The following is a 15681-nucleotide window of genomic DNA, read 5'->3' on the forward strand; positions in this document are numbered from 1 at the left end:
ATGACCTCTCTCAAACACGATTTCGGGAGCGCCCGCCATCGGCATTGACAATCTGCCCCACGGCGGCGCCTAACGACGACCGGCTCAACACTTCGATCAGATTGGCCACCTGGGCGACCGTGCCCCGGCCGGCTGGTACCGCCGCGGCGGGTTCGGCCACGTCGCAGATCGACCATTCGGAATCGACACATCCGACTGCGACGGCGTTGACCCCGATACCGAACGGGCCCAAGTCTCGGGTCAGTGTCTTGGTGAGCGCCACCACCCCGCCCGCGGCGGTCGCGACGGCCGACAACCCGGGACCGCCGACATGCCAGCGCGACGTCGTCAGGACCATCCGACCGGGAGTGCCGCCACCACTGATCGATGCCGCGGCAGCTTGGGCTACCAGGAAGGTGCCGGTCAGCGCCGAGTCGACGTGCTCCCAGAAATCGGTCATATCGAGGTCCGACACCGCCCCCACGACGGGCAGCGCATGTGCGGTCACCACGGTGTCTAGACCGGCCAGCAGGTCTGCAGCGTCGGCGACCGCGGATCTGATCTGCCCGGGGTCGGTGAAGTCCGCGACGACGGCGTCGGGTGGGAGTCGGCAAGCATCCCCACGCGCTTGGCACACCCCGACGACGCGGTCACCGCGCGCCTCGAAGGCCGTCTGCACCGCGGCGCCCAGCATGGTGTCGGTACCGGTCACCAATACGCGCCGAGAACGGTCCGCCATCAGATCACCGTTCCGCTGTTGACGGACAATACTTCTGCGCACAGGTTCAGGTCGTCGCTGACCAGCGCCTCCACCAATTCAGCGACCTCCTGGGGCGTGGCGATCCGTCCCGCGGGCAGCGTCTGCAGGAACTCCGGTGCCCGTTCCCAGGAATCGGGGCCGAGCAGCGGCGTGTCGCACGGTCCGGGCGCCACGGCGTTGATCAGCACGCCGTCGGCAGCCACCTCCACCGCGGCGCTGCGCAATAGGCTCAGGGCCGCGCCCTTGGCCGCCGCGTAGTGGGCGTCGTTGCTGCCGCCGCCGATCGCCCGCTCCGAGGCGATACCGACGACGCGACCCGTCCCGCGCGCCCGCATCTCCGGCAGTACGGCTCGCAGGACGTGCATCAATCCCCCGACGTGCACGCGGATCATGCGCGTCCACGCGGTGGGGTCGATCTCGAGGGCCGGAACCTCCTCGTAGTGCCCCGCGCACACGACGGCCGAGTCGATGGCACCGAACTCGCGGCGGATCTCGTGGACCGCCTCGAGCACCGAAGTCTCGTCGGCGACATCGACGATGATCGACAGGTCAGCGTGTTCCGCGGACTCCTGCGAGATCGAGGCGATTCGCCATCCGTTGCCCCGCAGCCGGTTCGCGATCGCCGCGCCGATACCACTGCCGGCGCCGGTGATCAACGCTGTCCGCCCGGTCATGTCAGCTCACGCTCGACCGGCGCGACCTGTGCCTCGACCTCGACCAGAACCGGATCGTCCTCGTCATCGGCGGCGAGCGCACCACCGCGATTCGCGCGGCCGGTCCGGAGGATCAGCACACCCACCACGAGGATCAGTCCCATCACCACGAAGAACGCCCAATTGCTGTACCAGGAGTCGTAGACGTTGCGCGGCCACACGATGTTCAGGAATTCAAAGCCCGCCCACAGCACGGCCAGGACCGCAACGGGGGTACCGAACTTCCCGAGGTTCCACGGACCGGGCACCCAGTTGCCCCGCAGGCGCGCAATCAAGCCGGTGATGAGCGGGAACAGGAACGCCAGGTAGTAGCCACCAGCAGTGAACGTCACGAGCACGGAGTACACATCGGTGGTCGAGATCAGGTAGACCAGGGCGCCGATCACCGCCGTGACCAGGATGGCGGGCACCGGTTGCGCCTCGGTACGGGAAAGCCGTTTGAGCACAGTCGATCCGGGCAACGCCTCGTCGCGGGCGTAGGCCCAGATGACGCGCGACGCCGAGGCCTGCAGCGCCAGGAAGCTGGCCAGGAAGCCGATGACGAACAGGAACAGGATGGGCTTGACGGCCGACTCCCCGAGCGCGCTCTTGAGCACGTAGTAGACCGGGTCGGGCTCTTCACCGGAGGTGATCCGATCGAAGTCCGGCACCGCCAGGGTAACGGCCAGCGAGGCGTAGGCGATCACGATGGCCAGGAACGAGACCGCGAACACCATGGCCTTGGGCACATTTCGGCGCGGATCCTTGACTTCCTCGGCGATCGCGCCGGCACTCTCGAAGCCCAGGATCGACCACCCGGTGAAGGCCAGCGCCGCCAGGAACGGACCCGCGACGTAGGCCCAGGACCAACCCGTGGCCAGGTCCGGGCCCTGCAGGACGGCGTCGAAGCCATGGTGACGATGGAAGATCAGCAGGTAGGTGCTCAGGCCCAGCGAGGCGATGATCTCGGCGAGGATGCTGCCGAGCATCAACGCCTTGAGGAAGGCCCGGCCGAGGATGTTCACCCCGGAACCGGCGAGCAGGATCAGCAGGGCGATGAAGCTCTGCTGGCCGGCGCTGGGATGCTCGATGCCGATCAGCTGGGCCAGGAAGCCGGCGCCGCCGTAGGCCACGGTCGCCATGATGATCACCAGCGCCCACATGTACACCCAGCCGGCCAGCCAACCCGCGACGTTGCCGGCCAGTCGCTTGGTCCACTGGTAGATCGAACCCTCCAGCGGCCAGCGGGACACCAGTTCGGCAAAGGCCAAGGCGATGATGCACTGTCCGCAGCCGACGATGACAAAGGTCCACCAGAACCCCGGCCCGGCCGTGGCCAGCGACAACCCGTAGATCCCGTACATGGCGACAATCGGCGAGATGAACGCGAACGCAAAGGCGAAAGCCGACCATAACGAGAACTCGCGCTTCAATTCCGTTGGCGATGAGTCTGTTTCGATGTCACCCATGCGGCATCTCCTTCCGTGGCTGGGCAGAATTATGAGCACGGTCACATCAGGGTTGTCGCGTTGTGCGGGCAATCTGGGTGGGGCGTACAGCCGGAGCCTCCTCGGCTGTAGAGGACTACAACGTCCCCTGCTCCCGGCGACGGGGGCAGGCCGCCGGCCTTAGTATCGGCCGGTGGGCGATACGAGCCAACAGGCGTTCCTCGGTGCTGTCGATCAACGCATCGCGGATGCGGTGACCGGCGATCTCGTCGCCGGGCTCGCCGGCATCGACCCGACCCTGGAGGTGTTCGCCGCGCAGTGCCTGGCAGCGGCCGCCGACGGCGGCAAGCGGCTCCGACCGGCCTTTCTATACGGCGCGTGGCGGGCCTTCGCCCCCGAGGACGAACCCAGCTCCGCGGCGATCGGCGTCGCTGCGGCGGTCGAGACGCTACACGCGGCGATCCTGGTCCACGACGACGTGATCGACGCCTCTGACCTACGACGAAACCGCCCGTCGGTGCGGGCCGCGCTGGCTGAGCACCATCGCAGCGCCGCGCTGTCGGGGCCCGCGGCGGTGTTCGGTGACCACACCGCCGTATTGCTCGGCGACCTGTTATGGGGCCTGGCCCAGGACATGCTCGTCGACGCGGTCAAAGCCGTCCCCGGTGCGCACGCCGACGAGGTGACGCGGCACTTCCGCACCATGCGCACGGAGGTCATCGCGGGCCAACTACTGGAATTGCGGGGACAGGCCGCCCGCGACTTCGCTGCGGATACGGCGGCGAAGATCGTGCGGTACAAGACCACCGCGTACACCGTCGCGCGTCCGATGAACCTCGGTTTCGCGCTGGCGAACGCGCCCGAGCATGGCGTCTCCCTCCTGCGGCGGTACGCCGAAGCAACCGGCGCGGCGTTCCAGCTTCGCGATGATCTCGCCGACCTGTTCGCCGACACCCAACACAGCGGCAAGCGCAACGGAGACGATGTGCGATCCGCCAAGCCGACCTTGTTGATGCAACTCGCCCTCGAAGCTGCAGGGCCATCCCAGCGCCAGGTGCTGAGCGCGACGCTGGGACAACCTAACGCCGAGGACGCGCAGATCGAAGAGGTAAAGGACATAGTCGTGGCAACCGAGGCCGCGCGATCCGTATGCGCGCGCATCGGCGCCCTGGCCGACGACGCCCGAGAAGCATTGACCGAGACCGTCACCGAATATCCGGCAGCCGTGGTCGCGCCCCTCGAGGAGTTGCTGGCCCCGTGCACGGACGTGTCGTTCGTCCCCTAGGCCAGCCCTAGACCGAAGCGCGGCGGACCCGTCGCCCGAACGGTCGACCGGACCCGCCGATCCCGTCACGCTCCTCCTCGGCCAGGCCGCCCCACGTTCCGTAGTGCTCCGGGAACCGCACCGCGTGCTCCCGGCATTGCCGTCGCACCGGGCACCGATCGCAGACCGCCTTCGCGCTGAGTTGCCGGGCCCGCCGGTGCCGGCCCCGTTCCCCGTCGGGGTGGAAGAACAACAGATCCTGACCTATGCAGGCCGCCTGTTGCTGCCACTCCCAGTTCATTCGATCTCGAGGGTTAGGGCCAGCAGCCGCATCAGCCGCAGGCCGCCGATGCTGTTGGCGGACTCGTCGAGCGCAGGCCCGTAGATCCCGACCCCGGCCCGACGCGGCACCACCCCGATCATGGCGCCCGAGACGCCGCACTTGGCCGGGATGCCCACCTCGGTGGCGTAGCGGCCCGAGGCCTCGTACATGCCGCTGAACAACATCAGCCGCCGAACCAGCCGCACGTGCCACGCCTGCAACAGCCGGCCCCCCAGGTGCACGTCGGCCCCGTCGGCCAACACCCGCCCGGCGTGCGCGAGGTCGACGACATCGACCTCGACGGCACACATCTGGCAGTAGGCCCACAGCAGTTCCTCGACGTCGCAGGACACCAGGCGCTGGCTGCGTAGGAAGTAGCCCAGCGCCCGATTGCGGTCCGAGAGCGCCAGTTCGGAGCGCGCGACGGCCTCGTTGACCGCGATCGTCGGATTTCCGGTCAGCGCGCGCAGGAACTCCAGCAGCTCGGCGACCCGCCCCTGCGGCCGGTCACCGGGCAGCATGTCGACGACCACCAGCGCGCCGGCGTTGACGAACGGATTCACCGGCACGCCGGAACCCCGGATGAACGTCTCCAGCGAGTTGTAGGAGCCGATCCCCTGATCGCGGCCGACGCGGGCGAAGACGTGCTCCTCACCGCGATAGTGCAGCGCCAGCAGCAGCGTGAAGACCTTCACCACGCTCTGAACGGTGAAGCGGGCGTGCAGGTTTCCCGCCGTCAGGACGTTCCCGTCGCCCAGATCCACCGCCACGGCCAGCTCGTCGGCGGGCGCCCGACGCAGCTCCGGCAGGTAGGTCGACACCGCTCCGCCGGCGAGGTGCGGCCGCACCTCGTCGACCAAGGGGGCCAACCAATTCTGTGCAATCACCGTCATGATCCACCGTTTCCGTACCGTCTGTTGACGCCGTCCGGTGCGGCCGAGCTGGCCGTACCGGACGGACTCGACTTCGTGCGAAAGGGCCTAGAAGTACACCAGGTGATCGGCGCGCTCGGCGTCGCCGACGGGCAGGTGGTCCTTCTCCCACTCCATGCGCTTGGTCTCCGCGTAGTCCTTGATGAAGTCCTCGCTGAAGACCTCGTAGGTCAACTCGTCGGCCTCGAACGCCTCGACGGCCTCGAGCAGGGTTCGGGGCAGCCGCGAGATCTCGGCGCGCTCGGAGGCCAGTTCGGTGATCTCCGGCCCGGGATCGATCTCGTTGGCGATGCCGTCGAGCCCGGCCGCCAGTAGGAACGCCCCGGCCAGATAGACATTGGCCGACGCGTCCGGGTTGCGAACCTCGATGGCCGGACGGTTCTCCGGCAGCCGGATCATGCAGGACCGGTTGTTGGGGCCGTAGGCGATCTTGATGGGCGCCCACGACACCGAGCCGTCGACCAGCCGCGGGGTCAGCCGCTTGTAGGAGTTGACCAGGGGGTTGGTGATCGCCGTCAGCGCGCGGGCGTGCTTGAGCAGGCCGCCGACGAAGTACTTGGACTCCTTGGACCACTCCTCCTCGCCGGGGATGGCCGGATTACCCAGGCGCAGAACGCTTTCGCCCGATCCGTCCACCGAGTAGAGCCCGAGGTTGAAGTGCGCGCCGGAGCCCCACAGGTTGGCAAAAGGTTTTGGCATGAACGTGACGGCCAGCCCGTGCCGCTTGGCCACCTGATGCACCATCAGCCGGAACAGGGTGACCCGGTCGGCCATCTCCAGCAGATCCTTGTAGTAGAAGTCGATCTCGAACTGGCCCACCCCGCCCTCGGCGCCCAGCGCGAACGCCTTCAGGCCGATCTGTTCCATGGTGCTCACCACGTCGTCGAGGAAATCGGCGACGTCATAGGAGGTTTCGACGTCGTAGGCCGGGCTGGGCTCGATGCCACCGGTCGCGGTCAGGGAACCGAACCCGCCGGAGTTGAGGTCGTCGGGGCGGTACACGTAGAACTCCGGTTCGATGCCCAGGGTGCAGCGGTAGCCCTGGTTCGCCGCGCGCTCGATCTGCTTCTTCAGGATCGACCGCGGGCACAGGGAGAACGGTTCGCCCTTGTCCGACCACATGTCCGAGGCCATCCAGGCGAAGCGGTTGTCCCAGGGCAGCACGGTGAGGGTGTCGATGTCGGGCAGCGCCGTGACCTCTTCCTCGACCGGGTCCATGGCGCCGATGCCGTTGATTCCGCGCGGGGTGTAGCGCGCGAAGCCGGCCATCAGTTCCGGCAGCAGACCGACCGGATGGCTCTTGGCCCGGTTGCGGCCGAAGATGTCGGCCCACGAGGCGGTGACGTACCGCACGCCGGCGTCGGCGAGTTCCTGGGCCTTGGCCGAGTAGGACGAGTCGATGTCGTTGAGGGTATCCATGTGAGTGCTTCTCGCTTTTCTTTCTGTTGTGCGTTCGGGCAGTTTCGTTACTGGTGAAAGATGTTGCTGGTCACCACCTCTGCGGGGAGTTCGTTGCAGGTCCCGACTAGCCGATCCGCCAGCGGACCTTGCTCATGTCCATCGGTTGGATCGGCATGAAGTCGCCGTACCGCGACTCCGGCGCGCTGGCGATGCGCGCGCCCTTGGGACCGAAGTTGTAGGCCGGTTCCGGGTTGAACTTGAGGAACAGGAAGTACACCAGGGCGGCCACGCTGGTCGACACGATGAAGCCGAAGTCCGCGCCGTCGAACAGTCGCGCGCCGGGTCCGACGTACCAACCGGTGTTCACGAACAGCATGCCGACGGTCACGGCCGAGAGCCAGGCGATCACCGCGCGGTGGTTCAGGCCCGCCGAGGACCAGTACCGGCCGCCCATCTGGCCGCGGTTGTAGACCTGCAGCGAGTCCGGGTCGTAGTAGCCGCGGTTGTTGAAGTAGCCGATCAGGTTGATGATGGTCCACGGGGCGCCCAGCACGATCAGGATGGCCAGGTACGAGCTGACGATCGCCGAAAGCTGTTGGTAGAACGCGCCGATGAAGACCAGCACGGTGGACACGATGGACAGGTAGATGGTGGCCCGCACCCGGCTGATGCCCGGGACGATCGACGAGAAGTCCAGGCCCATGTTGTAGATGTTGATCACGGCCTGCGCGGTGCCCGGGATGAAGGCCAGGTACAGCGCGAAGAACAGGAACCAGTAGGGCACGTTGTTCGCGAATTCGGTGGCGTAGGCGTTGATCGGGTCCTTGAACGTGACCGCGGTGTAGGCGCCGAACATGAAGGCGCCGCCCATGCCGAAGAAGCCGCCGACCCAGGCCGCCGCGACCGAGTGCCGGGGCGGGTACTTCTTGGTGGAGATGTGCCGCGTCCAGTCGCCGACGTAGGGGCCGTAGGAGTTGACCGTGCCCGCACAGGCGAGCATGCCCAGGATCCAGGTGGGCCAGAAGCTGCCGAGTGCGTAGTCGCCGCCGGCGTAGCTGGGATCGAAGTTCTTCGCGGCGACGAAGATGTAGAGGATCATGATGGAGCCGGCGGTGGGCACCATCCACTTGGTGAAGGTCACCATGTTGGCGTGGCCCATCACCGCGATGATGGTCATCACGATCGCCACCAGCGCGTAGGCGATGATCAGCAATGCGACTGTGACGGCTTGGCTTTCGACGCCGAAGATGCGCACCACGCTGCGCGCCAGGACCTCGCCGGCCGCCCAGATGCACAGTGCGGCGAAGACGATGTCGGCGGTGATGCCCAGCGCCGAGCCGATCATCCGGCCCAGCGCGCCGAAGTGCGCCCCGCTGGCGACGGGGTTGTTGCTGCCGCTGCGCAGCCCGAGCAGGCCCATCGGTGCCATCAGGGTGGCACCGATGGCCGAGCCCACCACGATGGCGCTGGCCGACTCCCACCAGCCGAGGCCCAGCGAGACCGGGACCCAGCCGATGACGATGATCCCGAACGTCATGCTCCCGCCGAACAGGATCCACAGCAGGTTTCGGGGTCGGGAGTGTCGGTCCTCGTCCGGAATGTATTCGATTCCGTAACTTTCCACCTTGCCGACCACGTCCACCATGGCGGTGGTCGGTTCAGCCGCGGCTGCGACTTCTTCTTTCATGTCGAAATTCCTTTGGTCTCACCGGAATACGTAGGTCAAAGATTCTTGGGCGACGGGCCGGGCCCGGCCGGCTAGGCCGTCGCCGTCAACGCCTCCCATGCCTTGCGGAACGGTTCGAGCGGGGCGCGGGCCACTCCCCCACCGATCTGGCGGCCCGAGCGGCCCGCGATGCCGATGTCCAGGAATGGGGTGACTCCGGTGGGTTGCACGATCTTCTCGACGTCCAGGCCCAGCGGCGTGCCGCGGTAGTTCAGGACGGGGATCAGGAAGTCGGGGCTCTCCGTCACGGTGATGTCGTACATGGCGGTGGTTCGGGCGACCATCCTCACTACGCTGCGTCCACTGGATCTCTGCAACGGCAACCCGGCCGCCTGTGCGACCCCACCCAGACCGACTACCTCGGTGATGATGCTCTCACCCCCCATGAACTCGATGTCGTCGGCGTCGTATCCGTCCTCGATCCGGAAGTCCTCGAACGTGGGCAGGGGCCCGGTGAACCAGGTATCGCCGGTACCGGAGGTCTGAACCCCGAATTGCGCGCAGGAGAAGGACATCGCGGTCACCACGCTCGAGCCGTCGAAACCGCGCATCGCGTTGGCCATCACCTTGCTGGCCGCCATCGACAGCCGCAGGAAAAAGTAGTCGTCGCACAGCGAGTCCAGGGCATGCCCGAGGTCATCGCCGAATTGCTTGGCGCCGACCAGCAGTCGCCGCAGGAACAGCAGCGTCGCGGCGGCGTTGCGGCTGTGCAACTCGTCGCCCATGGTCAGGGCGCGCGCCATGATGGGCTTGAGCCGCAGCGGTTCGGTCTGCGCGGCGATCAGACTGTTCAGCGCCGGCGCGATGCGCAGGCGCAGCGCTTCGAGGTTCGCCCGGGTGGCCGCGGTGTAGGTGCCGTAGTTGAGCCGGTCGGCGCTGTCGCCCTCGTAGAGCGTGCAGTAGCCGCGATCCCCGGTGGTGTCGTTGACCACGACCGCCACCGGCATCGACGCCGTGGTGACGCCGGCCAGCGACCCGACGCAGCCGAACTCCTGACAGCCCCGCACCGCGATCTCGCCGCGCTCGAACGCGGCGACCGCGGCGGCCTCGTCGGCGGCCAGGCCCTCGTAGAGCGCGCCGCCGATGATCGCCGCGCGCTGACCTCCCGTGTACGCATCGAACGGCATGGTCGGCCCGGAGGTCAGCACGGTCGACGGGGGCAGCCCCATCGCCTCCTGCGCGCTCTCGATTCCGACCAGCACGGGGTCGGCGGCCAGGAGCGCCTCGACGGCGGCGCGATTGGCCTGGGCGCGGACTCTCGACATTCATTGCCTCCAGGTAAAACGTTTTTGCACTGCTGATCCGGCGGGTGGAACGCACTTCTTGTGGGGCGCCGGACGCATCGCCCCGGCAGCCATATCGTCGTGCCAAATGGTTTTGGCTAACTGGGTTGTGACCGTAGTCACGGCCGCGCGCAGGTGTCAAGGGGATCACCCAAATCGGTGTCCGGAGGCCCGACGGCAGGCCCCGGACGGCAGGCTCGACAGCGGGCTAGGCCGGCGCCGAGGACCCCCGGGCGACGAACTCGGTCGGCATCAGCGGGCCGGGCAAAGCCCCGGGGCCGTTCTCGAGGCGTTCGATGAGCAACTCGGCGGCCGTCTCCCCGGTGCGGAACGGGAACAGGTTGGTCGCCGAGATCTGCGGGGAGGTCAGTGACAGCGCCCGGTCGTCGACCGCGGAGGCGATGGCCAGATCCTGCGGCACCCGCAAACCGGCCCGGGTCGCCGCGTCCAACAGGGCCAGGGCCAGGTCGTCGGAGCTGGTGTACACCGCGTCGACCGGGACCGCGAACAGCTCCGCGAAGGCGGCGTCGAGCGTGTCTTTGTCCAGCGCACCGACGGTGACGAGGGTCTCCGGGACACCCCGCTCGGCCACCCAGGACCGGTACCCGGTGCGGACGTCCTTGACGTAGCTGCGTCGGGTCTCGTCGGTGAGCAGGGCCGGGCGCCGCCGACCCGCTTCAGCAAAGTGGTCGAGCACCTGGCGGGCCGCTCCCGCGTGGTCGTTGTCGACCCGCAGCACCTCACGCTCACTGTGCTCGGCCACCCCGATGGTGACCATCGGGACGTCGGTCCGGAAGACCGGTTCCTCGCCGTGCGGGTCGACGATGATGGCCCCGTCGATGGCAAACCCGCTCAGCACGCCGGCGTTGCCACCGGACGGGGACACCACCAACGCGTAGCCGCCGCTGTCGGCGGCCGCCGCGGCCCCGTTGATGAGTTCGAGGAAGTACGCCGAGTGGGGCAGCGACGGGCCCGGGGTGTCCCCGAGGTCCGGCATCTGGATCGCGATGATCCGACTGCGCCGGGTGACCAGCTGCTGGGCGTGCACATTGGCCTGGTAGCCCAGCTGCCGGGCCGCCTCGAGGACCTTGGCCCGGGTTTCTTCGGCGATGCGGCCGCGATTGTTCAGGACGTGGGAGACGGTCGTCGGCGAGACGCCCGCCGCCGCGGCCACGTCGATGATCCCTGCCACATCTACCTCGCTGCCTGAGTCACCTCAGATTAGCGACGGGGCCGGTTACCCCGCGGAGACGGACCGGCCGGCGCTGTGCAGGTCGTTGCAGGCCTCGATGACTCGCTCGGTCATCGCCGCCTCGGCCTTCTTCAGGTAGCTGCGCGGGTCGTAGGTCTTCTTGTTGCCGACCTCGCCGTCGATCTTGAGCACACCGTCGTAGTTGGTGAACATGTGCGCGGCCACCGGGCGGGTGAAGGCGTACTGGGTGTCGGTGTCGACGTTCATCTTGATGACGCCGTAGCCCAGCGCCTCCTCGATCTCCGACTTCGCCGAACCCGACCCGCCGTGGAAGACGAAGTCGAACGGCTTGGAGCCCTCGGCCAGGCCCAGCTTGGCCGACGCGACCTTCTGCCCCTCGGCCAGGATCTCCGGCTTGAGCTTCACGTTGCCCGGCTTGTAGACGCCGTGCACGTTGCCGAACGTCGCGGCCAGCAGGTACTTCCCGTGCTCGCCGACGCCGAGGGCCTCGACGGTCTTCTCGAAGTCCTCGGGGGTGGTGTAGAGCTTCTCGTTGATCTCGGCCTCGACGCCGTCCTCCTCGCCGCCGACCACGCCGATCTCGATCTCCAGGATGATCTTGGCCTCGGCCGACAGCTTCAGCAGTTCCTTGGCGATGTCCAGGTTCTCGTCGATCGGCACCGCCGAGCCGTCCCACATGTGCGACTGGAACAGCGGGTTCTGGCCGTTCTTCACGCGCTCGGCCGAGATGGCCAGCAGCGGACGCACGAAAGTGTCGAGCTTGCCCTTGGGGCAGTGGTCGGTGTGCAGGGCCACCGTGATGTCGTACTTGGCGGCGATGACGTGGGCGAACTCGGCGAGCGCGACGGCGCCGGTCACCATGTCCTTGACCCCGAGGCCGGAACCGAACTCCGCGCCACCGGTCGAGAACTGGATGATGCCGTCGCTACCGGCGTCGGCGAAACCCTTGATGGCGGCGTTGATGGTTTCCGAGGACGTGCAGTTGATGGCCGGAAATGCGAAGGAATGCTCCTTGGCGCGGCCCAGCATCTCGGCGTAGACCTCGGGAGTGGCGATAGGCATGAAACATCCTCCTGCATGTGGCGTAACTGGGTGCGTCGATAGCAGTATCTCAGTTGAACCGTATTCGTGGTCCGAGTGCGCCGCACAACCGGGCTACGGCTCGGCGTTTACCGATCCGGCCCCAACCCCCGGTATGTTGAGACGTCATGACCAGCACCACCACCCTTGCGCTCATGCCGGATTTTCTGGACCCGATCACCCTGATCGGGTATTTCGGCACCTGGGCCCTGCTGGGTCTGTTGCTGGTGGTGTTCGTCGAGTCCGGGGTGTTGTTCCCGGTGCTGCCGGGCGATTCGCTGCTGTTCGTCGCGGGCATGCTGGCCGCGGGCACCGCCTCGGCGGGTAGCGACGCCAACTTCCAGCTGTGGCAGCTGCTGCTGTTCATCCCGATCGCCGCGGTCGCCGGCAGCCAGGTGGGCTACTGGATCGGCCGCAACGTGGGCACCGCCATGTTCAAGCCGGATGCCCGCTTCCTCAAGCAGAAGTACCTCGACGAGGCACACAAGTTCTTCGAATCGCGCGGCCCGTTCGCCATCGTGATCGCCCGCTTCATCCCGATCGTGCGGACACTGGCACCGATCACCGCCGGCGCGGCCCGGATGAACTACGCGGTATTCACGCTGTTCAACGTCGTCGGCGCGCTGGTCTGGGGCATCGGGCTCACCCTGCTGGGCTACTGGCTCGGTCAGTTCGAGATCATCCAGACCCTGCTCGAGCCGATCATCATCCTGATCGTGGTGATCTCCGTGCTGCCGATGGTCTACGAGTGGTACCGCCGGCGCCGCGAGGCCAAGAACACCGCCGCCTAGCGGCTACCCCAGCTTCAGCACCGCGGCTAGCTCCCGCAGGCCCGGGCGCGGGTCGTCGGTGGGGGTGTTGCCCAGCACCTGGATGACCACGTGGTCGGCACCGGCGTCCAGGTGGGCGGTGACCACCTCGGCGGCCTGCTCGGCCGAGCCCATCCCCACCACGCCGCGGGCCAACCGCTCCGAGCCGCCGCGCACCAGATCGGACTCGTCGAAGCCCTGCCGCAGCCAGGAATTCCGGTAGTTCGGCAGGCCGCTGTACACCTCGAGGTGGCTGTGTGCGCGGCGCAGCTGATCGGCGTCGTCACCGCCGATGGCCACGGCCTGCTCCGAGACGATCCACTTGTCCGGGCCCAGGATGTCCCGGGTGACCCGGGTCTGCGACGGCGTGACCAGGTACGGGTGCGCGCCGTCGGCGTGGGTGCCGGACAGCTCGATCATCTTCGGGCCCAGCGCCGCCAGCAACACCGGCGGGCGGCCGACTCCCGGCTCGATCTGCGGCGGCACCGCGGCCATCTTTTCCAGGTAGCCGCGCATGGTCGCCAACGGCTTGGCGTAGGTGCCACCGAGACCGCGCTCCACCAGCGGGCCGTGGCTGACCCCGAGGCCCAGCACGAACCGGCCCGGGTACAGCGCGGTCAGCGTGCGGGCGCCGGTCTCGGCGGCCGACGGCACCCGAACGTGGATGTTGGCGATGCCGGTCCCGACCACCAGCCGCTCGGTGGCGGCCAGGAAAGCCGCGGACTGGGTGAGGCACTCCTTGCCGACGGTCTCCGGCAGGAACAACGAGCCGTAGCCCAGCTGTTCGATCTCGCGGGCGATGTCCTGGGCCTCGGGCATGGCCCAGGGGTCGCTGGCCCACCAGACGCCGACGCGGGACGGGAAGTCGATGTTGGCACGCTGCGCGGAGGTCATGGGCCGATCTTAGGCGGCGAGTTCGTCGAACAGTTCGACCAGTCCGGTCAGCGAATGCGCGGGCAGGAACACATCGCAGTACGGCAGCGCCGCGGCCATCGATGCGGCGGTCGGCACGAATCCCGTCGCCGCGGCGCGCGGGTTCAGCCACACCACGCGCTCGGCCCGACCGCGCAACCGGCGCATCGCCCGCTCGAGCACCTCGGGCGGGTCGGCGTCCCAACCGTCGGAGGCGATCACGGCCACCGCGCCCCGCAGCGCACTGCCGTGCGGGCCGCGCACCAAGTCGGCGACGGCCGGGCCCAGATGGGTGCCGCCGTAGCGGTCGGCGACCCGGTCGTTGGCCCGGGCCAGCGCCACCTCGGCGCTGCGGTGCGACAGCGCCGGGGTCAGCCGGGTCAGCGAGGTCGAGAACGCGAACACCTCGGGGCGCGCCATCCGGGGCCGCACCGCCAGCGCCCGCATCAGGTGCAGGTAGACCGTGACGTAGGGCTGCATGGATCTGCTGACGTCGCACAGAAATACGATGCGACGCGGCCGCCGGCGACGACGGGTGCGGATCAGCGTCACGACCTCCCAGCCGGTGGTCCGCGAGGCACGCATGGTCTGCCGCAGGTCGATCCGCCGGCCCCGCCGGCTCTGCTCGCGACGACGGGTGCGCCGCTGCGGCCACCGCGGCGCGGTGCGTTCCAGCCAGTCGCCGATGACGCGCAGATCCGCGGCGTCGAAGGCCTCGAAGGGTTGGTCGGCGCGCACCCGCAACCGGCTCGGCAACACATCAGGCACCGCCAGCGCGGAATCGGTCTCGGCCGTATCGGCCCCGGCCATCGAGGTCTGCCGGGTCAGCCACGGCAGGCCCTCGACCGTCGCCCCGCCCGCGTCCGACAGTCCCTCGGCCGGCGAAACTCGGCCCGCGGCCCGGGATTTCGACGACACCGGGTCGACGCCGCGCACGGCGTCGGCGAACGCGTAGCCGAACACCTCGTCGAAGGCCGGGATGTCCTCGGCGCGGGTCACCAGGGTCAGCCGGGCCGCCCAGTACACGTCGCGGCGCGACCGCGCGGTGACGCCGAGTGCGGCCACGAATTCAGCCGGTCCGTCGGCGGATACCAGAACCCCCGCCGCACGCAGCCGGGTCGCCAGGGCGACCGCGAGGGCCGCCCGGTCCACACCGCGCAGCAGCGACGGTCGGTTCATCGGCGGTCGCGTTCGACCCGCCTGCCGAGCAGCACCCGGCCGAGGGCGAAGACCGCCGCCGCCGCGGCGAACAGCGCGGCCACCATGGGGCCGTACCGTTTGAGCGTCTGCCCGCCGGCCAACTCGAGCAGGTCGATCGGCGCGGCCTCGGCCGGTTGCGCCGGTGCGGCGGCGACGGGCGCCGCCGTCGGTTCAGCGGTCTGCGGTTCGGCGGTCTGCGGTTCGGCGGTCTGCCCGTCGGCGGCCAGCTTGGCCTCCAGCGAGTCCACGAACTGACCGAGCAGCTTCTCCGAAACCTGTTGCAGCATACCGCTGCCGAACTGGGCGAGCTTGCCGACGACCTTGAGGTCGGTGTCCACCGTGACCCGGGTGCGCTCCCCATCCTCGTGCAACTGCGCGGTCACGGTCGCGGTCGCGTTGCCCGTGCCGCGGGCCTCCTTACCCTTGCCGTCGATGACCGCGCGGTACTGCGCCGCGTCCTGTTCGACGAAGCGCACGCGGCCGGAGAACTCGCTGGTGACCGGGCCCACCTTGACCTTCACCTTGCCCAGCACGTCCTCGCCCTCGCGGCCACCCAACGTGGCGCCCGGCATCAGCGGGATCACCTCCTCGAGGTCCGTGAGCACCTCCCACGCGCGGGCGATCGGGGCGCTGACGGTGAACTCGTTGGCGATCTTCATC

15 protein-coding genes are annotated in these 15681 nt (G+C 68.3%); 2 read left to right on the forward strand and 13 right to left on the reverse strand.

Translation table 11 applies throughout. The annotated features are described in order from the left end of the window. Positions 1-10: 10 nt before the first annotated feature. The 3 genes from EL338_RS21085 to EL338_RS21095 are packed head-to-tail and all read right to left on the reverse strand — an operon-like array spanning position 11 to position 2900. On the reverse strand, positions 11-718 hold the full coding sequence (locus EL338_RS21085) for an SDR family NAD(P)-dependent oxidoreductase (protein WP_126335523.1): 708 nt from the start codon (positions 716-718) through the stop codon (positions 11-13). Next, positions 718-1413: an SDR family NAD(P)-dependent oxidoreductase gene (locus EL338_RS21090; RefSeq protein WP_126335524.1), complete on the reverse strand. Its 696-nt coding sequence runs from the start codon at positions 1411-1413 to the stop codon at positions 718-720. Before EL338_RS21090 ends, EL338_RS21085 begins: the two co-directional genes overlap by 1 nt. Continuing rightward, positions 1410-2900, reverse strand: a complete 1491-nt coding sequence (locus EL338_RS21095) for an APC family permease (protein ID WP_126335525.1) — start codon at positions 2898-2900, stop codon at positions 1410-1412. The genes EL338_RS21090 and EL338_RS21095 overlap by 4 nt, the downstream gene beginning before the upstream one ends. Positions 2901-3132: 232 nt before the next feature. On the opposite strand from EL338_RS21095, the gene EL338_RS21100 reads away from it, so the two are divergent. Continuing rightward, positions 3133-4164 carry a polyprenyl synthetase family protein gene (locus tag EL338_RS21100; protein ID WP_235666239.1) on the forward strand — a complete coding sequence of 344 codons (1032 nt, stop codon included), beginning with the start codon at positions 3133-3135 and terminating at the stop codon, positions 4162-4164. A gap of 7 nt (positions 4165-4171) precedes the next feature. Here EL338_RS21100 and EL338_RS21105 read toward each other — a convergent pair whose 3' ends face one another. From EL338_RS21105 to fbaA, 7 genes are all read right to left on the reverse strand, one after another. After that, the gene (locus EL338_RS21105) at positions 4172-4444 is read right to left on the reverse strand and encodes a WhiB family transcriptional regulator (protein WP_126335527.1); all 273 of its coding nucleotides are present in this window, start codon (positions 4442-4444) and stop codon (positions 4172-4174) included. Continuing rightward, complete coding sequence (gene glsA, locus EL338_RS21110; protein WP_126335528.1) at positions 4441-5358, reverse strand: glutaminase A; 918 nt, start codon at positions 5356-5358, stop codon at positions 4441-4443. The genes EL338_RS21105 and glsA overlap by 4 nt, the downstream gene beginning before the upstream one ends. Positions 5359-5445: 87 nt before the next feature. After that, entirely contained in the window at positions 5446-6816 is a 1371-nt protein-coding gene (locus tag EL338_RS21115; RefSeq protein WP_126335529.1) for a glutamine synthetase family protein, read from the reverse strand. Between the two features lie 106 nt (positions 6817-6922). Beyond that, positions 6923-8485 carry a purine-cytosine permease family protein gene (locus EL338_RS21120; RefSeq protein WP_126335530.1) on the reverse strand — a complete coding sequence of 521 codons (1563 nt, stop codon included), beginning with the start codon at positions 8483-8485 and terminating at the stop codon, positions 6923-6925. Positions 8486-8556: 71 nt separating this feature from the next. Next, the gene (locus EL338_RS21125; protein WP_126335531.1) at positions 8557-9789 is read right to left on the reverse strand and encodes a YlbE family protein; all 1233 of its coding nucleotides are present in this window, start codon (positions 9787-9789) and stop codon (positions 8557-8559) included. Between the two features lie 226 nt (positions 9790-10015). Beyond that, the gene (locus EL338_RS21130; RefSeq protein WP_126335532.1) at positions 10016-10999 is read right to left on the reverse strand and encodes a LacI family DNA-binding transcriptional regulator; all 984 of its coding nucleotides are present in this window, start codon (positions 10997-10999) and stop codon (positions 10016-10018) included. A gap of 45 nt (positions 11000-11044) precedes the next feature. Then, positions 11045-12082, reverse strand: coding sequence for a class II fructose-bisphosphate aldolase (gene fbaA, locus EL338_RS21135; protein ID WP_126335533.1), 1038 nt, complete (start codon positions 12080-12082; stop codon positions 11045-11047). A gap of 146 nt (positions 12083-12228) precedes the next feature. On the opposite strand from fbaA, the gene EL338_RS21140 reads away from it, so the two are divergent. Then, positions 12229-12891 carry a DedA family protein gene (locus EL338_RS21140; protein ID WP_235666240.1) on the forward strand — a complete coding sequence of 221 codons (663 nt, stop codon included), beginning with the start codon at positions 12229-12231 and terminating at the stop codon, positions 12889-12891. A 3-nt stretch (positions 12892-12894) separates the two neighbouring features. Here the strand turns inward: EL338_RS21140 and EL338_RS21145 are convergent, their stop codons facing one another. From EL338_RS21145 to EL338_RS21155, 3 genes are read right to left on the reverse strand one after another with little or no spacing between them, the layout of a single operon-like run. Continuing rightward, complete coding sequence (locus tag EL338_RS21145; RefSeq protein ID WP_126335534.1) at positions 12895-13803, reverse strand: LLM class F420-dependent oxidoreductase; 909 nt, start codon at positions 13801-13803, stop codon at positions 12895-12897. A 9-nt stretch (positions 13804-13812) separates the two neighbouring features. After that, positions 13813-15000 carry a vWA domain-containing protein gene (locus tag EL338_RS21150; protein ID WP_126335535.1) on the reverse strand — a complete coding sequence of 396 codons (1188 nt, stop codon included), beginning with the start codon at positions 14998-15000 and terminating at the stop codon, positions 13813-13815. Beyond that, on the reverse strand, positions 14997-15680 hold the full coding sequence (locus EL338_RS21155; protein ID WP_126335536.1) for an SRPBCC family protein: 684 nt from the start codon (positions 15678-15680) through the stop codon (positions 14997-14999). The genes EL338_RS21150 and EL338_RS21155 overlap by 4 nt, the downstream gene beginning before the upstream one ends. Position 15681: the final 1 nt, after the last annotated feature.

Origin of the sequence: Mycolicibacterium chitae (assembly GCF_900637205.1) — a bacterium.
In the GTDB taxonomy this organism is placed as follows: domain Bacteria; phylum Actinomycetota; class Actinomycetes; order Mycobacteriales; family Mycobacteriaceae; genus Mycobacterium; species Mycobacterium chitae.